The sequence below is a fragment of the Herminiimonas sp. GW821-FHT09C12 genome (genome assembly GCF_059416385.1).
In genome coordinates, this window is record NZ_JBWKPC010000001.1 from 232,149 (window position 1) to 252,933 (window position 20,785).

Below are 20,785 nucleotides of genomic sequence, written 5' to 3' on the forward strand. Positions count from 1 at the left end.
TTGAACACTTGCCCTTTTTTCATCTCGCTATATTTGTAAAATGCATAATGCAGCGAGATGTTTCCTTTTGTGGCGGCAAACCCTCATTTTTCCTCAGTATTTTGCCTATGCAACACCATCTTTATTTCCCCATGGATACATCGCACAGCCGGTGGTAAGCTAAGCCTAGATCACAATAAAAGAGGCAGACACCGTGGGCATCATTCATCAACAGTTGGCATTGGCTGATATCGTTCCCGGTATGGTGCTAGCAGATAATTTATTGGATACGCAGGGACAAGTTCTATTGCCCAAAGGGGTGATGCTGACAGAACAAACGATAGAATCCCTGCGTCGTCACAATGTCGTTTCCTTGCGCATCTTCATGGGTGAACTCACGGAAGAAGAAGAAACCGCGCAACGCGATCGCTTTCAATCCAGACTTGCACGACTGTTCCGCAAATCAGATGACAAGGAAGCGAACGGCTTGCTGCATGCCTACATCCGCCGCTTTCGTCTGGGGGAACAATGATGACGATAGATATGCCCGAAACAAGTACATACAGATTGCATTTTGATCAGGTCATCAGTCAGATCCGTGATCTGCCGGCCTTGCCTGCGATCGTGCAGGATTTGATGAGAAACGTCGGTCCGGATGATGTCGACCTCAATGTCATCACCAGAAAAGTTTCTCTCGATCAGGCACTCACTGCCAAAACGCTGCAGTTTGCCAACTCCTCTTTCTATGCTTTGCAATCGAAGGTCACGACCATCCAGCAGGCGATTACGCTGATTGGCGTGGATTCGGTGCGCCATGTGGTTACGGCAAGCGCACTGACTGGATACTTCCCGCCGAATAATTGCGCCGGTTTCGATTTCTTTTCCTTGTGGCGTCATTCAGTGGCAACGGCCGTCTGCGCACGCGTATTGGCACGCCATCTGCATCTGAATCAGGATTACGCCTTCACCGCTGGTTTGCTGCACGATATCGGCCGCTTGGTTCTGGTCACCTATTTCCGCAATGAATACGAAGCGGTGATCGCCTATCGCAATCTGCACGATTGCCAATGGCTGGATGCAGAACGCGAAGTAATGGGCGTCGATCACGTCATGGCTGGAGAAGCGCTGGCGGCACACTGGAATTTTTCCGATTCGATCCGTTATGCGATTGCAGGCCATCACCATCCTGAACAGCAAAAAGTGCGTTCACTGGCATCGATCGTGCATATCGCCGATGCTATCGCGCATGCGCTCGATTTATCCGGCAAGGAAGATGATCTGGTGCCGCCGATTTCAGTGATCGCGTGGAATGGGCTGGGATTGAGTGAAGATGTTTATCAGCAGGTCTTTCACGAAACTGAAATGTTGTTCGATGAAGTAAGCCGCGTATTGTTGACAGAAAAATAGAAGGAACAAGTTGGAGCAGATTACGACCTTTGGCGCATCCGGTTATGCAATTGGCAGCTTACATTTATTCGATGGCATTACCGATACTGTCGTCGCCACCCTGCTCGATCAATGCGCTGTAGTACGCATCCTTCACGGTCAAACCGTTTCCCAGCCTCACAATAGCGATGCCTGCGTGTATGCCGTCTTGCGCGGCGCGCTCGGCAATACACTCATCGATGAAACACAAGGCGTACGCACCGAGAAGATACTACCCGGCGAAAGTGTTGGTGAATTATCCGTACTGGACGACGCAGCACATTCAAGCACTTTGATCGCCTTGCAGGAAACTGATCTGCTGGTGATTGAATCAAGCACGCTCTGGCGTCTGATAGATGAAGCAGATGGCGTCGCACGCAATCTTTTACGCCAACTATCATTCCGCCTGCGTGCAGCCAATGCCAAATTGCGGCGACGTGAAAAAGTCGGTGAATTCTATCGACAGTTATCGATGGTGGATGGCTTAACCAATCTGAATAATCGCGCCTGGCTCAACGATAAATTATCCGTATTGATAGAAGAAGCACATCGTACCAACCAAGCTTTTTCTCTGATCATGATAGATCTGGATTACTTCAAGCAATTCAACGATCAACACGGCCATCTGGCTGGCGACAATGCCTTGCGTACTGCCGCTGGTGTATTGAGTGCAGCACTGCGTCCTAGCGACTTTGCCGTGCGGTATGGTGGTGAAGAATTAATCGTCATCCTGCCAGACAGCAATGATGTTGCCGGTACAATGGTGGCGCAACGTCTGTGCGAACGCATGCGCCTGGCCGTTGTGTTCGACGATATGCGTATCCCCTTGCCGCACATTACTGCATCGTTTGGCGTCGCCGTACTGGCACCGCAGCAGGATGCTGATGGCTTGCTGGCAAGCGCAGATGCCGCCTTGTATCGCGCCAAAGAAGCCGGGCGCAATCAAGTCGCGGTTTAATTAAAAGCCTCGCTTCATTACTTATTTTTATTTCACGATGTCTACGCACACCTTTCTCTGGCACGACTACGAAACCTTTGGTATCAATACGCGTCGCGATCGCCCGGCGCAATTCGCCGCGATCCGCACCGATGCCGAACTGAATGAAATCGGCGAACCGATCATGCTGTACTGCAAGCCGGCCAACGACTTCCTGCCTGATCCGCAATCGTGTCTGATCACAGGTATCACACCGCAAGTCTGTCTGGAACGCGGCGTACCGGAACATCAGTTTGCCGCAGAGATAGAAAAAGTCTTATCGCAAACCGGCACCATAGGTGTCGGCTACAACACCATACGTTTCGATGATGAAGTCACGCGCTTCATGTTCTGGCGCAATCTGATCGATCCCTATGCGCGCGAATGGCAAAACAGTTGCGGTCGCTGGGACATACTCGATGTCGTGCGCACTGCGTACGCCTTACGCCCTGATGGCATCAATTGGCCTAAACATCCAGATGGTCGTCCCAGCTTCAGATTGGAACAACTGACTGCAGAAAATGGCATCGCGCATGAAGCTGCGCACGATGCGCTGTCCGATGTACGCGCTACGATTGCACTCGCACGCTTGATTCGTGATCGTCAGCCCAAGCTGTTCGACTTCTGCTTAGGTCTACACAAGAAAGACAAAGTCGCGGCGGAAATCGGCTTGCCGGTGCGTCGTCCTTTTCTGCATATCACCGGCATGATTCCCGCCGAACGCGGTTGCATCGCTATCGTTTGGCCATTGGCAGTTCACCCGACCAACAAGAATGAAGTGATCGTCTGGGACTTGTCTGTCGATCCTGCCGAATTGGCAACACTGGATGCAGAAACCATACGCATGCGTATGTTCACCAAGACCGATGCCTTGCCGGAAGGTGTAAGTCGACTGCCGATCAAAACCATCCATCTGAATAAATCGCCCATCGTTATCAATAATCTGAAAACACTGTCACCAGCGATGACGGAACAATGGGGCATCGATGTCGCCACCGCGCTCAAGCATGCGGAGATCGCAGCAGCCACACCGGATATGAGTGCTATCTGGCAGGATGTATTCCATCGCCCGCAGGAAGCAACGCCGGACGTAGATGAAGATCTATACGGCGGTTTCGTTGGCAATAATGACCGACGCTTGCTGCAAGATTTACGCGCACTCTCCCCGGAAGCATTAGCCAAGGCAACGCCAAGCTTTAACGATGCTCGCCTGGAAGAAATCGTTTGGCGCTACCGTGCGCGCAACTTCCCGCATACGCTTTCTGAAGAAGAAGTGCAGCGCTGGGAAGAACATCGCGCTGCGCGTCTGTTTGATGGCGAAGGCGGTGCCCGCACAATAGAAACCTTGTTTGCTGAAATTGACCAGTTATCTGAAGATGTCGATGAACGCGGCGAAGAAATCCTCGGTGCACTCTACGATTATGCTGAAGCGATCGCACCAAGTCGCGCATAACATTCCTGCATAGCACAACGCCGATCTGTCACTTGCGGCTGAACACGCCGTGCTAATCTGTGCACTGGCAGATAAGGGCTCAGGCCATTAATTGGAGATAGATATGCATCTTTCTTACTGGTGTGTTCTGATTGCCGGCATCATGCCCGTCGTCACCGTTGCTATCGCCAAATGGGGCCGTCCTGACTTCGACAACTCGGAACCGCGACGCTGGATGGAAAAACTGGAAGGCCGACGCGGTCGTGCAGATGCAGCTCATCGCAATCACTTTGAGGCATTTCCATTCTTTGCTGCGGGTGTACTAGTCGCGCAACAACTACAGGCACCGCAAGATTCGATTAATATGCTGGCTGCAGCATTTATTGCTGCGCGCCTTGTGTACACATTTCTGTATCTGACGGATCGCGCTACGTTGCGTTCCATCGCGTGGTTCATCGGTTATCTGTGTGTCATCGCGCTTTTCCTGACTCCAGTTTTTCATAGCGCTTCATGACATAGTTTGTTGGCGCTGTTTTTTCACTTTTCTCTACTTCATAGTTATGTCGCACGATCAAACCTTACAACGACTGCAAGAGTCTCTTGATGCCATTCGGCAAGATCGCCTCACCGTTGCCGCGCTCTGCCAAACATGGCGCGCGCAAACGGCTCTCCTATCAGATTTGCCTGCACCTTATGGCAAAGTGATGGAAGATATGCTCGGCCGTCTGGAAGCAGGCAGCTTGTTCACTGAAGAGAGCTGCTCCTTCAGCCAGATCGATCTGCTGACAACACTGGATATGTGGCTGGATAATGCGCGACAAACGCTGGCCAAATCAAACTAAGCGTACGTCGCTCCCATCATTCTTTAAATAGTCAGCACACCATGCAACAACTTGAATTTGAACTGAACGACGAATATGTCGAATTGAACCAACTGCTGAAACTGGTCGGCATCTGCGATAGCGGTGGAGCCGGTAAGGTCATGGTTGCCAGCGGTAATGTCAAAGTAGATGGTCAAACCGAATTGCGCAAAACCTGCAAAATCCGTGCAGGACAAGTTGTCGCCTTGGGCGACGTGCGCATCAAGGTACGCGCAGCAACATAAGTCGCACCACCCTCCTATTCATCATGTCAGCCCTTGAATGGCGCGCTCAACTTGTCTTTAGCACAATCGCAAAAGCCTACGCAGTGATGGCAGGCATGGGACAATGAGGCCATGACGCCACACGAAAAATTAATCTTTGTCGATCTGGAAACAACAGGCGCAAACCTGCTCAACGATCGCATCACCGAAATCGGTATTGTTACCGTCAGTATTGATGGCAACATTGATCGCTGGTCGACCTTCGTTAATCCAGGCCGGCCTATACCTGAATTTATTCAAGGCTTGACCGGTATCAGCGACGAGATGGTGGAGACTGCGCCCTCGTTTGAAATATTGGCAGATGCCGTACGCGCACGTTTGGAAGATGGATTATTCATCGCGCATAACGCACGCTTCGATTACGGCTTTTTGCATCATGCCTTTGCACGCTCAGGACATGCACTGCGCTCGGAAATGCTGTGCACCGTCAAACTATCGCGTGCATTATTCCCTACCGAGAAAAAACATAATCTGGATACGCTGATCACCCGTCACGAGCTGATTCCTGAAGCCCGCCATCGTGCTTTGGCCGATGCGGATTTGTTGTGGCAGTTGTGGCGGAAGCTGAGCACCAACATACCGCATGAGGTCTTTTCCAAGGCCGTTCAAACCTTGCGACAACAACCAAATTTACCCGTACCAACAGCATCAGATAGCTAAATAGTAATGCTATGCTGCTGGCTAGCAAACGGGTCATCAACATTCCCAAACGGCCACGCTTGCCTTTACTGATTTATACCTAAGGAATACGACTAATGAGCAAACTCATCTACATCGCCGATCCAATGTGTTCGTGGTGCTATGGTTTTGGGCCGGAATTGATGACTTTGATCCATGGTTTGCCAGATACGCCCTTGGAGATTATTGTCGGCGGCTTGCGTGCCTACAATACGGAAGTGATGGATGAGGAGTTGAAAGCAACGCTGCTTTCACATTGGAAGAAGGTTGAAGAAGTCAGCGGACTACCATTCTCTAAAGATGGTTTATCGCATGAAGGCTTTGTCTACGATACCGAACCGGCTTGCCGCGCTGTCGTCGCAGCCGGCATCTTGGCCCCTGATACAGCACTCAACGTTTTTCATGCGATTCAACATGCATTTTATGCTGAAGCTTTGAATACAACGAAGGCTGAAGTATTGGCGAAAATTGGAGCGGACGTGCTCAACAAAGCTGGTTTCGAAATTGACGCGGCAACGTTTCTTGCGACATGGTCATCCGAAGAAGCCATCGCAACGACTAATGCCGATTTTGTACAAACCAAACGTTGGGGCGTATCCGGTTTTCCAACTTTGGTATTGGAAAAAAATGGTGAGCTACACCTGGTGACATCCGGCTACACAAAAACAGAAACACTGGTTGATCGTTTGCAAGCGCTGATCGATCAACCAGCTTGATCTACATATTCCGTTCAATAAACTGACGTAACAGATAGATTTTTAAAACAAGCTGAACCGTGGTTCAGCTTGCTTCAATACATATGCTGCCCACCATTGATCGCGATGTTGGCGCCAGTCAAAAACGCTGCCTCATCCGATGCGAGATAAGCCACCAAGCCAGCGATCTCTTCCGGTTTGCCTAATCGCCCCATTGGAATTTGCGGCACGATTTTCGATTCCAGCACTTCTTGTGGAATCGCCATCACCATCTTGGTACCAATATATCCTGGTGAAATCGTATTCACTGTAACCGCCTTGCGTGCAACTTCCAGCGCCAATGCCTTAGTAAAACCATGCATGCCTGCTTTGGCTGCAGAATAATTGGTTTGCCCAAATGCCCCCTTCTGGCCATTCACTGAAGAGATATTAATGATGCGCCCCCAACCGCGCTCCACCATGCCATCACATACAGGCTTCGTCATATTGAATACGGAATCCAGATTGGTGCCCATAACAGCATCCCAATCAGGCTTATTCATTTTCTTGAAAGTCATGTCGCGCGTGATACCAGCGTTGTTGACCAGTACATCAACCGGGCCGATTTCTTTTTCGATACGCGCAACGCACTGTTGCGCTGACTCGTAATCCGAAACATCACACGAATAAGCGTGAAAATCGTAACCGCTGGCCTTCATCGTCTTCAACCATTCATCCGCCTTGGTATTGCCAGGCGAATAAGTCGTCACTACCTGATATCCAAGTGCCGCCAGTTTGATGCAAATCGCTTCACCCAAACCACCCATGCCTCCAGTGACCAATGCAACGCGTGTCATATTTTGTCGTCCTCTTAATTCGATATTTTTATTAAAAGCGTCAAAGAATTTTTATCGTTCAATCGCTAGTGCTACCCCCATACCACCACCGATACATAAACTCGCCAAGCCACGCTTGGCGTCGCGACGTATCATTTCATGCAAGAGCGTGACCAGAATACGGCAACCGGATGCACCAATCGGATGACCAATGGCAATCGCACCACCATTTACGTTGATTTTGTTTGTATCCCAACCCATTTCGCGATTCACTGCGATTGCCTGTGCCGCGAAGGCTTCATTGATTTCCATCAAATCAAGATCCTGATGCGTCCATCCCGCTTTTTTCAAACATAGCTGCGCCGCTGGGACAGGCCCCATGCCCATCACACTGGGATCGACACCAGCCGATGAATAAGCTTTTATTTTTGCTAGAGGTTTGAGTCCGAGTTCATTCGCTTTTTTCGCAGACATCAGAATAACTGCAGCCGCACCATCGTTAATACCGGATGCATTACCTGCGGTGACAGTACCATCTTTTGAAAATGCAGGGCGTAAGGCAGCGAGTGATTCGGCCGTTGTGCCGTGTTTGATGTATTCATCGGTATCGAAAACGACATTCCCTTTTTTACTTTGTATTTCAAAAGGAATGATTTCGTCTTTGAACTTGCCGGCCTTTTGGGCCGCCTCAGCCTTTTGTTGAGATGCGAGTGCAAACTCGTCTTGCTCCTGGCGTGAGATACCGAATTTTTTTGCAATATTTTCTGCGGTTGTACCCATGTGGTACTGATTGTAGACATCCCACAGACCATCAACAATCATCGTATCGGTCAGCTTCGCATCACCCATGCGGAAACCATCACGTGAGTTATTCAAAACATGCGGCGAAGCGCTCATGTTTTCCTGCCCACCAGCGATGATGATTTGCGCATCACCACATTTGATCGCTTGCGCAGCAAGATGTGTTGCCTTCAATCCGCTACCGCACACTTTATTGATTGTAAAAGCCGGCACCATGTCCGGTATGCCACCACGTATCAATGCCTGTCGTGCAGGATTTTGTCCGCAACCGGCAGTCAGCACCTGCCCCAGAATTACTTCACTAATTAAGTCCGCCGGAATGCCGCTACGCGCCAATAAACTTCTAATGACATGTGCACCTAAATCTGTAGCAGGTGTCTTTGCCAAAGCCCCACCAAATTTTCCAACACCAGTACGTCCAGCAGAAACAATGACGACATCATCCATTTCAACTCTCCATAATGCACTTCGGGGAAACAACTTTTACTGTTGATCAGCAAGGCTACGCGGTGAAATTCGCACAAAGAACTCTCTGCTCAAAAGTATCCTCTTAGAACCGTATCTAAAAATTGTTGGGAACGCAATGACTAGATATCAAATAGAAGAAAACTTCCGCAGACATAAAATGATTCTTCTTTGTTTCGACTTGTTATATGTCAGTTTTTCTGTCGTCAGCTTCAGAACTATGTGGAAATCACGATGATTGAATCATGAGAATTCAAGACGATTTATGAGGAAAACACTTCGTTCTTAATCGCCCAAATAAGAATGCATTCGCATTACATGCTTCGTATGCAAATGCTCGTCGATTGAAAGTATATGGACACTAGAGAAGTAAGCGATCGAGGATCGCGATCATGCTTGAGCGTACTTGGGCAGTCGATATTATTTGCTGTAGCGTGTATCAGGACGAACGGAAGAGGAAATGGAACGAAGTGCGGTCTGAATTGGTGCTATCGTCTCCAGTTTCCGATGACGTAGAGCCTGGATTTTCCCGAACGATCGAGGATGTAAAACCGATTTTCCAAAGCAAAAACCCCCCAGCATTTCTGCTGAGGGGTTTTCTAAATAAAAGCCTGACGATGACCTACTTTCACACTGGTTGCAGCACTATCATCGGCGCAAATTCGTTTCACGGTCCTGTTCGGGATGGGAAGGGGTGGTACCAAATCGCTATGGTCATCAGGCATAACTTGTAAAGCCACTTGCTAAGTCGTTAAAGCTGACTTGAGCAAACAACTCAATCTGGAAGAAGTAAAGATCACACTGTAACCATGGGTGATGGTACAGCGGTTTTGATTGCACGAATCAAGTTCGCACTCACGTGTACTTGTTGCCTACACCTGCTAAGGTTATAGGGACAAGCCGTACGGGCAATTAGTATCAGTTAGCTTAATGCATTACTGCACTTCCACACCTGACCTATCAACGTCCTGGTCTCGAACGACCCTTCAAAGAGCTCAAGGCTCTGGGAAATCTCATCTTAAGGCAAGTTTCCCGCTTAGATGCTTTCAGCGGTTATCTCTTCCGAACTTAGCTACCCGGCAATGCCACTGGCGTGACAACCGGTACACCAGAGGTTCGTCCACTCCGGTCCTCTCGTACTAGGAGCAGCCCCCTTCAAATTTCCAACGCCCACGGCAGATAGGGACCAAACTGTCTCACGACGTTTTAAACCCAGCTCACGTACCACTTTAAATGGCGAACAGCCATACCCTTGGGACCGGCTACAGCCCCAGGATGTGATGAGCCGACATCGAGGTGCCAAACTCCCCCGTCGATATGAACTCTTGGGAGGAATCAGCCTGTTATCCCCAGAGTACCTTTTATCCGTTGAGCGATGGCCCTTCCATACAGAACCACCGGATCACTATGTCCTACTTTCGTACCTGCTCGACTTGTCAGTCTCGCAGTTAAGCACGCTTATGCCATTGCACTATTAGCACGATGTCCGACCGTACCTAGCGTACCTTCGAACTCCTCCGTTACACTTTGGGAGGAGACCGCCCCAGTCAAACTGCCTACCATGCACTGTCCCCGATCCGGATAACGGACCAAGGTTAGAACCTCAAACAAACCAGGGTGGTATTTCAAGGTTGGCTCCACGAGAACTAGCGTCCCCGCTTCAAAGCCTCCCACCTATCCTACACAGATTGGTTCAAAGTCCAATGCAAAGCTACAGTAAAGGTTCATGGGGTCTTTCCGTCTAGCCGCGGGTAGATTGCATCATCACAAACATTTCAACTTCGCTGAGTCTCGGGAGGAGACAGTGTGGCCATCGTTACTCCATTCGTGCAGGTCGGAACTTACCCGACAAGGAATTTCGCTACCTTAGGACCGTTATAGTTACGGCCGCCGTTTACTGGGACTTCAATCAAGAGCTTGCACCCCATCATTTAATCTTCCAGCACCGGGCAGGAGTCACACCATATACGTCCACTTTCGTGTTTGCATAGTGCTGTGTTTTTATTAAACAGTCGCAGCCACCAGTTTATTGCAACCCCTTCATCCTTCCACAGTAAAGTGGTCAAACTACAAGGGCGTACCTTATCCCGAAGTTACGGTACCAATTTGCCGAGTTCCTTCTCCCGAGTTCTCTCAAGCGCCTTAGAATACTCATCTCGCCCACCTGTGTCGGTTTGCGGTACGGTCTCGTTAGACTGAAGCTTAGAGGCTTTTCTTGGAACCACTTCCGATTGCTTCACGAATAAATTCGTTGGTCCCATGCCCTTGAATTACGCTGCCGGATTTGCCTAACAGCCTTCTATGACACAGGAACCGGGACATCCAACACCCGGACAACCTTCCGCGATCCGTCCCCCCATCGCATCTAACGACGGTGCAGGAATATTAACCTGCTTCCCATCAGCTACGCATCTCTGCCTCGCCTTAGGGGCCGACTCACCCTGCTCCGATGAACGTTGAACAGGAAACCTTGGGCTTACGGCGTGGAGGCTTTTCACCCCCATTATCGCTACTCATGTCAGCATTCGCACTTCTGATACCTCCAGCATCCTTTACAAGACACCTTCGCAGGCTTACAGAACGCTCTCCTACCATATATCCGAAGATATATCCGCAGCTTCGGTGACTGGCTTAGCCCCGTTACATCTTCCGCGCAGGACGACTCGATCAGTGAGCTATTACGCTTTCTTTAAAGGATGGCTGCTTCTAAGCCAACCTCCTGACTGTTTTAGCCTTCCCACTTCGTTTTCCACTTAGCCAATCTTTGGGACCTTAGCTGGCGGTCTGGGTTGTTTCCCTCTTGACGCCGGACGTTAGCACCCGACGTCTGTCTCCCAAGCTCGCACTCATCGGTATTCGGAGTTTGCAATGGTTTGGTAAGTCGCGATGACCCCCTAGCCATAACAGTGCTCTACCCCCGATGGTGATACTTGAGGCACTACCTAAATAGTTTTCGGAGAGAACCAGCTATTTCCAAGTTTGTTTAGCCTTTCACCCCTACCCACAGCTCATCCCCTAATTTTTCAACATTAGTGGGTTCGGTCCTCCAGTGCGTGTTACCGCACCTTCAACCTGGCCATGAGTAGATCACTTGGTTTCGGGTCTACACCCAGCGACTGAACGCCCTATTCGGACTCGATTTCTCTACGGCTTCCCTATACGGTTAACCTTGCCACTGAATGTAAGTCGCTGACCCATTATACAAAAGGTACGCAGTCACGGAACAAGTCCGCTCCTACTGTTTGTATGCACACGGTTTCAGGATCTATTTCACTCCCCTTCCGGGGTTCTTTTCGCCTTTCCCTCACGGTACTGGTTCACTATCGGTCGATATCGAGTATTTAGCCTTGGAGGATGGTCCCCCCATGTTCAGACAGGATTTCTCGTGTCCCGCCCTACTTGTTGCAAGCTTAGTTCCACACCACATATTTCGTGTAAGGGGCTATCACCCTCTATGGCTGCACTTTCCAGAGCATTCCACTATATCTGATGCTAAAACTTGCGGCTGATCCCATTTCGCTCGCCACTACTTTGGGAATCTCGGTTGATTTCTTTTCCTGCAGCTACTTAGATGTTTCAGTTCGCCGCGTTCGCTTCACACACCTATGTATTCAGTGAGTGATGACCCAAAGGGCCGGGTTTCCCCATTCGGAAATCTGCGGATCAAAGCTTGTTTGCTAGCTCCCCGCAGCTTATCGCAAGCTACTACGTCCTTCATCGCCTGATATCGCCAAGGCATCCACCATGTGCACTTATTCGCTTGTCCCTATAACTTTAGCCTCTCAATCGCTTGCACTTTCAAGAGACGGTTATAAGGCAAACAAGTACTACGTGTTTGCTGTATTGACACTGGATTATCCTTTCGGATAACTGATCGTCAATACTATTTGATTTGATACAATCAAAACCCATCAGCGCATCTCAACAATGCTTGCGCATCATTGGTTTGCACCAATAAATCTTTACTTCTTCCAAATTGTTAAAGAACAAAAACAGCCAATGATCTATCTAAAAGATCAAACCTAAATCACGTCCGCACTTTCATGCAGATCAACTTAGGTTTGACATCTTGGTGGAGGTTGACGGGATCGAACCGACGACCCCCTGCTTGCAAAGCAGGTGCTCTCCCAGCTGAGCTAAACCCCCGAAACCGGTTATACGTATTTCTTGGTGGGTCTGGTTGGGCTCGAACCAACGACCCCCGCGTTATCAACACGGTGCTCTAACCAACTGAGCTACAGACCCGTTTGGATCAGTACCAACCAACAACCCGCAGACTGATTCAGCCTGCGCACTGCCGACATTAACTGTTCTTTTCTTACTAACAGACGATAAGTGTGGACGCTTAACTTTCACGCAAACTCTAGAAAGGAGGTGATCCAGCCGCACCTTCCGATACGGCTACCTTGTTACGACTTCACCCCAGTCACGAATCCCACCGTGGTAAGCGCCCTCCTTACGGTTAGGCTACCTACTTCTGGTGAAACCCGCTCCCATGGTGTGACGGGCGGTGTGTACAAGACCCGGGAACGTATTCACCGCGACATGCTGATCCGCGATTACTAGCGATTCCAACTTCATGTAGTCGAGTTGCAGACTACAATCCGGACTACGATACACTTTCTGGGATTAGCTCCCCCTCGCGGGTTGGCGGCCCTCTGTATGTACCATTGTATGACGTGTGAAGCCCTACCCATAAGGGCCATGAGGACTTGACGTCATCCCCACCTTCCTCCGGTTTGTCACCGGCAGTCTCATTAGAGTGCCCTTTCGTAGCAACTAATGACAAGGGTTGCGCTCGTTGCGGGACTTAACCCAACATCTCACGACACGAGCTGACGACAGCCATGCAGCACCTGTGTTACGGCTCTCTTTCGAGCACCCTCTAATCTCTCAGAGGTTCCGTACATGTCAAGGGTAGGTAAGGTTTTTCGCGTTGCATCGAATTAATCCACATCATCCACCGCTTGTGCGGGTCCCCGTCAATTCCTTTGAGTTTTAATCTTGCGACCGTACTCCCCAGGCGGTCTACTTCACGCGTTAGCTGCGTTACTAAGTCAATTAAGACCCAACAACTAGTAGACATCGTTTAGGGCGTGGACTACCAGGGTATCTAATCCTGTTTGCTCCCCACGCTTTCGTGCATGAGCGTCAGTGTTATCCCAGGGGGCTGCCTTCGCCATCGGTATTCCTCCACATCTCTACGCATTTCACTGCTACACGTGGAATTCTACCCCCCTCTGACACACTCTAGCCATGCAGTCTCAAATGCCATTCCCAGGTTGAGCCCGGGGATTTCACATCTGACTTACATAACCGCCTGCGCACGCTTTACGCCCAGTAATTCCGATTAACGCTTGCACCCTACGTATTACCGCGGCTGCTGGCACGTAGTTAGCCGGTGCTTATTCTTCAGGTACCGTCATTAGCAAACTGTATTAGAGCTCACCGTTTCTTCCCTGACAAAAGAGCTTTACAACCCGAAGGCCTTCTTCACTCACGCGGCATTGCTGGATCAGGCTTGCGCCCATTGTCCAAAATTCCCCACTGCTGCCTCCCGTAGGAGTCTGGACCGTGTCTCAGTTCCAGTGTGGCTGGTCGTCCTCTCAGACCAGCTACTGATCGATGCCTTGGTAGGCTTTTACCCCACCAACTAGCTAATCAGATATCGGCCGCTCCATGAGCATGAGGTCTTGCGATCCCCCACTTTCATCCGTAGATCGTATGCGGTATTAGCGCAACTTTCGCTGCGTTATCCCCCACTCTAGGGTACGTTCCGATATATTACTCACCCGTTCGCCACTCGCCATCAGGAGCAAGCTCCCATGCTGCCGTTCGACTTGCATGTGTAAGGCATGCCGCCAGCGTTCAATCTGAGCCAGGATCAAACTCTTCAGTTTAATCTCTGTTTTATGTCATTGCTGACATGGTTCTTTCGAACCGGTCGCTCACTCAAAATACTGACAGGTACTTTCATTTAACTGAAAGTATCTATATTTCTTTGTGAGCATTTAATGTTTAAAGTTATGACAACGAATAAATTCGCTGCCGCGCTTCCATCAAACGCCCACACTTATCGACTGTTAATTTTTAAAGAACCTGTTCTGCTTCGCTATCAACTTGCGTCGTTTGCGTCGCTGCGAATCGTTTTGTTCGTCAGCAGCAGAGAGATGAGATTATGTGGCATGTCTTCGTTTTCGTCAACATCTTTTTAATTTATTTTTTAAAAGATTTTTTACAAACTCTTCTAAAAAACTTCCTAAAAAGACTCGCTTTAAAACATCTAAAACGGACCCGAAAAACAAACCACTTATCACCCCCATCACACTCACATTTCAGCTCGCTTACTTCGCGTTTCGCTGCGTGTTCTGCGACGGGAGCCGAACTATAGCAAAGCTTCTTTCAACTTGGCAAGCGCTTTTCTGAAAATAATATAAATTCTTTTTGCAGAGGCTTTTTACCAAGAGTACTTGCCTATATAGAAGCCTTACTTTGCCTTGTGATAACTGGTTACTAAATCAACTTCATTCTTCGATCCGAGGAAGACTGGCACACGTTGATGCAGCTTTTCAGGTTGTATGTCCAGGATGCGTTGCTGACCATCGGTTGCTGCTCCGCCTGCCTGCTCTACGATGAAGGCCATAGGATTGGCTTCATACATCAGGCGCAGCTTGCCTGGCTTGTCCGGTTCACGCGCATCAGCCGGATACATAAATACGCCGCCTCTATTAAGGATGCGATGTACATCTGCCACCATCGAAGCGATCCAGCGCATATTGAAGTCTTTACCGCGTGGGCCAGTGGTGCCGGCCAGCATTTCGTCAACATAACGTTTGACCGGCGGATGCCAGTGGCGCGCATTCGATGCATTAATGGCAAATTCCTTGGTATCAGCCGGGATTTGCATGTTGCGCTGGGTCATGACCCATGAACCCATCTCGCGATCCAGCGTAAAGCACTGCACGCCGTTGCCGGTAGTCAGTACTAATACTGTTTGCGGACCATATACTGCGTAACCGGCAGCGACTTGCTTGCTGCCAGGTTGCAGGAAATCTGCTTCCGTTGGTGCTTGCACGCCATCTGCAGCTTTCAATACCGAGAAAATAGTACCTATAGATACATTGACATCAATATTGCTGGAGCCATCGAGTGGATCGAACAACAACAGGTATTCGCCCATAGGGTAGCGATTCGGAATCGGATGGATGGTTTCCATCTCTTCCGACGCCATTGCCGCCAGATGCCCGCCCCATTCATTTGCTTCCAGCAAGATATCGTTGGAAATGATGTCCAACTTCTTTTGCACTTCGCCTTGAACGTTTTCACTTTCCGCTGTGCCCATCACTTCGCCAAGCTCGCCTTTACCGACCGCATGGCTGATCGTTTTGCAGGCACGGGCAACTACCTCGAGCAGCAAACGCAGTTCTGACGGGATGGTATTGTGCAGACGCTGCTCTTCAATCAGGTATTGCGTGAGACTGATACGTTTCATGTGGTCCTTTTACTCTTAGTTTGATTCTGTAATTGCCGGTTCTATCGTACAAACCCGGCAAAGCTGTATTTATCTATATAGCTATCTATTATCGATCAGCTGGCAGCCAGCGACTTGCCCACTACTTCACGCGTATCCTTGGACAACTTGGCCGTATCGGCAACCTGCTGCAAAGCGGCACGCATTTTTTCCTGCAAGGCAGGCGCATATTTGCGCCAGCGATCCAGACTACGTGCCAGGCGTGCCGCTACTTGCGGGTTGATCGCGTCGAGTGCGATCACTTGTTCCGCCCAAAAAGCATAACCGCTGCCATCTGCCGCATGGAAGCGCGACGGATTGCCATTGCAAAAACTAAAGATCAGGCTGCGCGCGCGATTCGGATTCTTGATCGAGAAGGCAGGATGCTTCATCAAGGTACGCACTGCCGCAACATCAGTAGTACGCGCCATCGCCTGCAGGCTGAACCATTTATCGACCACCAACGGCTCTTGCTCGAAATCACTATAAAACTTGGACAAAGCTGCGGCCCGACCCGGCGCCTGACTATTTGCCAGTGCCGCCAAGGACGCCATTCTATCCGTCATATTGTTTGCCGCGTCGTATTGCTCTTGTGCCAATGCATGTGCATCGGCATCGTCCAACTCCGACAAATAAGATAGCGCAAGGTTCTTGAGCGCGCGTTTGCCAGACGAAGCCGCATCCGGGCTATATGGACCATCGGCCTGGTTCGCCGCAAACACACTGCTAAAATCTTTGCGCAGGTCTTGCGCCAGCGATAGGCGCAAGAAACGACGCGCCGTATGGATAGCTTGCGGATCAATTACATCCATTTGCTCCGCGATCACAGTTTCGGCCGGCAAGGTCAACACGGTTTCACGGAAAGCTGGATCCAGCGTCAGGTCATTCAGGCTGGCGCGCAGGCTATCGCTCAACGCGACATCCACACTCAAGGTGCTGCCCGCTTTCTGTGCTGTTGCAGTCAATGCCAGCAAACGACGCGTCGCCAAACGTTGACCAGCTTCCCAACGATTGAAGGCATCGCTGTCATGCGCCATCAGGAAAGCCAGCTCCTCATCGCTATATTCGTATTCCAATACAACCGGCGCAGAGAAATTGCGCAACAGCGATGGCACCGGTTTTTCGCTCACATTCGTGAAGTGAAAAGTTTGCTGATTCGAAGTCAGTTCCAACACCAAAGTTTCTGATTGACCGCTATGTCCATTCAATGACAAAGGCATATCTTTACCTTTGCCATCGAGCAAACCGACCGCTACTGGGATATGGAAAGGAAGTTTCTTGGCCTGACCCGGTGTTGGCGGGCAAGATTGCGCCAGCGTGATGTCGTAAGTCTGTTTATCGGCATCATACGAAGTCGTGACTTTCACGCGCGGCGTACCAGCCTGACTGTACCAACGCTCGAATTGCGTCAGGTCGCGACCATTGGCATCCATCATCGCGGCACGGAAGTCATCGCATTCCACGGCATGGCCATCATGACGCTCAAAATACAGATCCATCCCTTTGCGGAAACCATCGCGGCCCAGCAAGGTTTGATACATGCGCACGACTTCTGCGCCTTTCTCATAAATAGTGACGGTATAGAAGTTGCTGATTTCAACGAAAGAGTCAGGGCGCACTGGATGCGCCATCGGGCCTGCATCTTCCGGGAACTGAGCCTGACGCAGCACACGCACGTCATCGATGCGCTTAACCGCACGACCGCTGTCGGTGCCTATCATGTCGGCGGAAAACTCCTGATCGCGGAATACGGTCAAGCCTTCTTTCAGAGACAACTGGAACCAGTCGCGGCAAGTCACGCGATTACCGGTCCAGTTATGGAAGTATTCATGGCCGACCACCGCTTCGATATTCGCGTAATCGGTATCGGTAGCAATGCGCGGATTGGCCAGCACGAACTTGGTATTGAAAATATTCAAACCCTTGTTTTCCATCGCGCCCATATTGAAGTCACCAACCGCGACGATCATGAAACGATCCAAATCCAGTTCCAGGCCGTAACGTTCTTCGTCCCAGTGAATGCTGTTCACGAGCGAATCCATCGCATGCTGGGTCTTGTCCAGGTTGCCTTCCTCGACCCAGACCTGCAGCAGTGCTTCGCGGCCTGACTTGAGTTTGACGGTCTGTTCCTGGCAGACCAATTGACCGGCGACCAGCGCAAACAGGTAAGACGGCTTCTTGAACGGGTCTTCCCACAATGCATAGTGACGACCGTCACCCAAATCGCCCTGTTCGATCAGGTTGCCGTTCGACAGCAAGACCGGATATTTCTTTTTATCCCCGCGCAGCATGACGGTGTATTGCGCCATCACATCAGGGCGATCCGGGAAATAGGTGATTTTGCGGAAGCCTTCAGCTTCGCATTGCGTGAAGAAATTGCCGTTGGAGACGTACAAACCCATCAGCGAAGTATTTTTGTCCGGGCGGATCAGTGTTTCGATTTCCAGCGTGATCTTTTCCGCCGTAGTCGGGATGCGTAACAGGCCATCCACCAGTTTGTAATCGCGCTTGCTCAGATTTTTACCGTTCAGGCGGATTTGCACCAGTTCCAGCTCTTCGCCATGCAGCACTACTGCCTTCTCTGAACTGGCGGCATTGCGCTCCAGCGTCATGCGCGTCGCGACTCTGGTGTTCGACGGATCCAGGTCGAAACCCATCTCAACGGTGCGAACCCAATAGCTAGGCGGAGTGTAATCTTTGCGATAAATCGCGGGGGAAGTGTCGGTGCGCATAGGGATAGATATAGGTGGGAGTAAAGCAAAATACCATTTTACCAATCATGGGAATGAAAATGGAATCTGCTTGTCTGATCGTTGATATGCGGCAAAAGCGACCCCGCCCACATACATAGTCGTATCAACAACAAATTTACTGTTGAGCATAAACGGAATTGCCGAGTTACAAAATGTAACGGCTCTTTTTGCCATTACCGCTATGCTATACACATCTGTCCAAGGAGAATAAAAATGAAACGCTGGTTATTGATGTGGGTGGCGTTATCCAGCCTATTGTTAAGCGGTTGCGCGTCGGTTATCAGAACTGATGTCATCGCCTTTCACGATTGGCCTGCCGACCTGCAGAACAAAACATATGTCTTCGATCAAAAAATTGATCAAAACAATCTGGAAGAAAAGAGCTACGAAAATCTGGTTCGCGCCGAGCTGACACGTCTTGGCTTTGTAGAAGCGCCTACTCAGAGCGCAGCCAATCTCAAGGTTGCGTTCAAGTACAAGGTCGATACACGTGACGTCAGAACCGTACAGCCATACATCGTCGATCCTTACTGGAACGGTGGCATGTATTACGGCCCAAGATGGCGCGGTTATTACGGCCCTTACTACGATCCATTCTGGTACCCAGGGCCAGTTACGCAGTATCGCGACGTTCAATACCAAGTATTTGACCGCCAGCTTAATATCCTGATTACCAGTATCAAGGGTGGCAAAAAACTATATGACGTCACCGTACACAGCAGCGGTGGCAATGGTTCTCTGGCTTTCGCCATGCCTTATTTGGTACGCGCAGCATTCACTGACTTCCCTGGGAAAAATGGTGTGCCACGTCGCATAGATCTGGAAATCAAGGAATAAAGCAGCAACTGCATCTGAATATAAAAATGGCGACTTAATATATAAGTCGCCATTTTTTATTCCCTCAACGTCTCGTCCACCTGTCGTAGCACAAACGCTGTTCAAACAATCAAGGTGTGTAATACGCCAATGAACCGAAAGTAAGCGCCACCACCATCAGCACGCCAAATCCCAGCAAAATAAGAAGTCGGCCGAATTTAGGTGTGCCATCGGAGTCTGACGGCTGTTCTTCCGGATGCTGTATTGGATTGTTTTCCGAATCTAACTCTTGCATTGCAGAATCCTTAAGGAAGCAAAATTGAGGAACCGGTGGTTTTCCGCGCTTCCAGATCGCGATGCGCTTGCGCGGCATCCTTCAGTGCATAACGCTGATTAATGCCGATTTTGATCTTGCCGCTTTCCACCATGCCGAACAATTCAGCCGCCATCATTTCCAGATCGTCGCGCTTGGCAATATAGTTGAACAGCGATGGCCGCGTAATGAACAAAGACCCGCGCGATGCCAGTTCGTTCAGACTGAATGGCGGCACCGGACCAGACGCGCCACCAAAACTAACCATCATCCCCAGCGGCGACAAACAATCCAGCGAACCCATAAAGGTATCGTTACCAATCGAATCATAAACAACAGGCACACCTTTACCGCCGGTGATTTCCTTCACGCGCTCGACAAAGTTTTCCTTGTTGTAATTGATCGTGTGTACGCAACCATGTGCCTTCGCCAGCTCAGCTTTCTCATCCGAACCGACGGTGCCTATCATCGTCACACCCAAGGCACGCGCCCATTGGCATGCGATCAAACCTACGCCGCCTGCTGCTGCATGAAACAAAATCGTTTCACCACCCTGCAAACGGAAAGTACGGCGGAACAAATATTGCACCGTCAAACCTTGCAACATCATGGCCGCGGCCGTCTCGAAGCTGATCGCTTCTGGTAATTTGACGAGAATATCTGCAGGCAGCACGCGTGCTTCGGCATATGCACCAGGCGGACGTCCGGCATACGCAACGCGATCACCCGGCTTGACGTGCGTGACGCCAGCACCAACTGCTTCCACCACGCCCGCACCTTCCATCCCCAATCCCGCTGGCAAAGGCTGCGGATACGACCCCATGCGAAAATACACATCGATGTAATTCAAACCGCAAGCATGCTGCCGAATCAAGGCTTCGCCGGGACCGGGTGCAGCAACATCGACATCAACGTATTCCATCACTTCCGGGCCGCCGGTTTTGAAGATCTTGATTGCTTTGGTCATGAGTAACTCGCCTAAT

The 20,785-nt window shown here is 50.1% G+C and carries 16 protein-coding genes, 2 tRNA genes and 3 rRNA genes; 10 read left to right on the forward strand and 11 right to left on the reverse strand.

All coding sequences use genetic code 11. The annotated features are described in order from the left end of the window. Window positions 1-193: 193 nt before the first annotated feature. The 9 genes from AC07N2_RS01090 (at window position 194) to AC07N2_RS01130 (ending at window position 6,350) form a co-directional block, all read left to right on the forward strand. A complete protein-coding gene (locus tag AC07N2_RS01090; protein WP_494776632.1) occupies window positions 194-511 on the forward strand; it encodes a hypothetical protein in 318 nt (105 codons plus the stop codon). Between the two features lie 11 nt (window positions 512-522). Further along, on the forward strand, window positions 523-1,386 hold the full coding sequence (locus AC07N2_RS01095; RefSeq protein WP_494776633.1) for an HDOD domain-containing protein: 864 nt from the start codon (window positions 523-525) through the stop codon (window positions 1,384-1,386). Window positions 1,387-1,396: 10 nt separating this feature from the next. After that, window positions 1,397-2,362, forward strand: a complete 966-nt coding sequence (locus AC07N2_RS01100) for a GGDEF domain-containing protein (RefSeq protein ID WP_494776634.1) — start codon at window positions 1,397-1,399, stop codon at window positions 2,360-2,362. Between the two features lie 37 nt (window positions 2,363-2,399). Further along, window positions 2,400-3,833 (forward strand): exodeoxyribonuclease I, encoded by a 1,434-nt coding sequence (gene sbcB / locus AC07N2_RS01105; RefSeq protein WP_494776635.1) that lies wholly within the window; start codon window positions 2,400-2,402, stop codon window positions 3,831-3,833. 103 nt (window positions 3,834-3,936) lie between these two features. Beyond that, a complete protein-coding gene (locus AC07N2_RS01110) occupies window positions 3,937-4,326 on the forward strand; it encodes an MAPEG family protein (RefSeq protein WP_494776636.1) in 390 nt (129 codons plus the stop codon). A gap of 46 nt (window positions 4,327-4,372) precedes the next feature. Continuing rightward, window positions 4,373-4,654, forward strand: coding sequence for a hypothetical protein (locus AC07N2_RS01115; RefSeq protein WP_494776637.1), 282 nt, complete (start codon window positions 4,373-4,375; stop codon window positions 4,652-4,654). A gap of 41 nt (window positions 4,655-4,695) precedes the next feature. Beyond that, window positions 4,696-4,917, forward strand: a complete 222-nt coding sequence (locus AC07N2_RS01120; RefSeq protein WP_076592300.1) for an RNA-binding S4 domain-containing protein — start codon at window positions 4,696-4,698, stop codon at window positions 4,915-4,917. A gap of 111 nt (window positions 4,918-5,028) precedes the next feature. Continuing rightward, window positions 5,029-5,616, forward strand: a complete 588-nt coding sequence (locus AC07N2_RS01125; RefSeq protein ID WP_494776638.1) for a 3'-5' exonuclease — start codon at window positions 5,029-5,031, stop codon at window positions 5,614-5,616. Window positions 5,617-5,711: 95 nt separating this feature from the next. Next, window positions 5,712-6,350: a DsbA family protein gene (locus AC07N2_RS01130; protein ID WP_494776639.1), complete on the forward strand. Its 639-nt coding sequence runs from the start codon at window positions 5,712-5,714 to the stop codon at window positions 6,348-6,350. Window positions 6,351-6,424: 74 nt separating this feature from the next. Here AC07N2_RS01130 and AC07N2_RS01135 read toward each other — a convergent pair whose 3' ends face one another. The 9 genes from AC07N2_RS01135 to pepN all read right to left on the reverse strand — a co-directional run bounded on the left by AC07N2_RS01135 (window position 6,425) and on the right by pepN (window position 18,652). Next, entirely contained in the window at window positions 6,425-7,165 is a 741-nt protein-coding gene (locus tag AC07N2_RS01135) for a beta-ketoacyl-ACP reductase (RefSeq protein WP_494776640.1), read from the reverse strand. 51 nt (window positions 7,166-7,216) lie between these two features. After that, complete coding sequence (locus AC07N2_RS01140; RefSeq protein WP_494776641.1) at window positions 7,217-8,392, reverse strand: acetyl-CoA C-acetyltransferase; 1,176 nt, start codon at window positions 8,390-8,392, stop codon at window positions 7,217-7,219. Window positions 8,393-9,019: 627 nt separating this feature from the next. Then, window positions 9,020-9,132 (reverse strand): 5S ribosomal RNA (gene rrf / locus AC07N2_RS01145). 169 nt (window positions 9,133-9,301) lie between these two features. Beyond that, a 23S ribosomal RNA gene (locus tag AC07N2_RS01150) occupies window positions 9,302-12,176 on the reverse strand. Between the two features lie 304 nt (window positions 12,177-12,480). Then, window positions 12,481-12,556: transfer RNA gene (locus AC07N2_RS01155), tRNA-Ala, on the reverse strand. A gap of 22 nt (window positions 12,557-12,578) precedes the next feature. Beyond that, window positions 12,579-12,655, reverse strand: a tRNA-Ile gene (locus AC07N2_RS01160). Between the two features lie 122 nt (window positions 12,656-12,777). After that, window positions 12,778-14,310 (reverse strand): 16S ribosomal RNA (locus AC07N2_RS01165). The 16S, 23S and 5S rRNA genes sit together here with 2 tRNA genes alongside, the layout of an rRNA operon. Window positions 14,311-14,897: 587 nt before the next feature. Beyond that, window positions 14,898-15,902, reverse strand: a complete 1,005-nt coding sequence (locus AC07N2_RS01170) for a class 1 fructose-bisphosphatase (protein WP_076592305.1) — start codon at window positions 15,900-15,902, stop codon at window positions 14,898-14,900. A gap of 95 nt (window positions 15,903-15,997) precedes the next feature. Next, window positions 15,998-18,652: an aminopeptidase N gene (gene pepN / locus AC07N2_RS01175; protein ID WP_494776642.1), complete on the reverse strand. Its 2,655-nt coding sequence runs from the start codon at window positions 18,650-18,652 to the stop codon at window positions 15,998-16,000. A gap of 234 nt (window positions 18,653-18,886) precedes the next feature. Between pepN and AC07N2_RS01180 the strand changes: the two genes are divergently transcribed. Further along, the gene (locus AC07N2_RS01180; protein WP_494776643.1) at window positions 18,887-19,510 is read left to right on the forward strand and encodes a DUF4136 domain-containing protein; all 624 of its coding nucleotides are present in this window, start codon (window positions 18,887-18,889) and stop codon (window positions 19,508-19,510) included. A gap of 109 nt (window positions 19,511-19,619) precedes the next feature. On the opposite strand, the gene AC07N2_RS01185 is transcribed toward AC07N2_RS01180, so the two are convergent. Next, a complete protein-coding gene (locus tag AC07N2_RS01185) occupies window positions 19,620-19,784 on the reverse strand; it encodes a hypothetical protein (RefSeq protein WP_494776644.1) in 165 nt (54 codons plus the stop codon). Window positions 19,785-19,794: 10 nt separating this feature from the next. Further along, complete coding sequence (locus tag AC07N2_RS01190) at window positions 19,795-20,769, reverse strand: quinone oxidoreductase family protein (protein WP_494776645.1); 975 nt, start codon at window positions 20,767-20,769, stop codon at window positions 19,795-19,797. Window positions 20,770-20,785 lie beyond the last annotated feature (16 nt).

Excerpts from the sequence above, each read along its gene's own strand:
- AC07N2_RS01095 (WP_494776633.1), top strand. The coding sequence starts at position 523 with ATGCCCGAAACAAGTACATACAGATTGCATTTTGATCAGGTCATCAGT.
- AC07N2_RS01125 (WP_494776638.1), top strand. The coding sequence starts at position 5,029 with ATGACGCCACACGAAAAATTAATCTTTGTCGATCTGGAAACAACAGGC.
- AC07N2_RS01190 (WP_494776645.1), bottom strand. The coding sequence starts at position 20,769 with ATGACCAAAGCAATCAAGATCTTCAAAACCGGCGGCCCGGAAGTGATG.
- AC07N2_RS01130 (WP_494776639.1), top strand. The coding sequence starts at position 5,712 with ATGAGCAAACTCATCTACATCGCCGATCCAATGTGTTCGTGGTGCTAT.
- AC07N2_RS01110 (WP_494776636.1), top strand. The coding sequence starts at position 3,937 with ATGCATCTTTCTTACTGGTGTGTTCTGATTGCCGGCATCATGCCCGTC.
- AC07N2_RS01135 (WP_494776640.1), bottom strand. The coding sequence starts at position 7,165 with ATGACACGCGTTGCATTGGTCACTGGAGGCATGGGTGGTTTGGGTGAA.
- pepN (WP_494776642.1), bottom strand. The coding sequence starts at position 18,652 with ATGCGCACCGACACTTCCCCCGCGATTTATCGCAAAGATTACACTCCG.
- AC07N2_RS01115 (WP_494776637.1), top strand. The coding sequence starts at position 4,373 with ATGTCGCACGATCAAACCTTACAACGACTGCAAGAGTCTCTTGATGCC.
- AC07N2_RS01120 (WP_076592300.1), top strand. The coding sequence starts at position 4,696 with ATGCAACAACTTGAATTTGAACTGAACGACGAATATGTCGAATTGAAC.
- AC07N2_RS01140 (WP_494776641.1), bottom strand. The coding sequence starts at position 8,392 with ATGGATGATGTCGTCATTGTTTCTGCTGGACGTACTGGTGTTGGAAAA.
- AC07N2_RS01170 (WP_076592305.1), bottom strand. The coding sequence starts at position 15,902 with ATGAAACGTATCAGTCTCACGCAATACCTGATTGAAGAGCAGCGTCTG.
- sbcB (WP_494776635.1), top strand. The coding sequence starts at position 2,400 with ATGTCTACGCACACCTTTCTCTGGCACGACTACGAAACCTTTGGTATC.
- AC07N2_RS01185 (WP_494776644.1), bottom strand. The coding sequence starts at position 19,784 with ATGCAAGAGTTAGATTCGGAAAACAATCCAATACAGCATCCGGAAGAA.
- AC07N2_RS01180 (WP_494776643.1), top strand. The coding sequence starts at position 18,887 with ATGAAACGCTGGTTATTGATGTGGGTGGCGTTATCCAGCCTATTGTTA.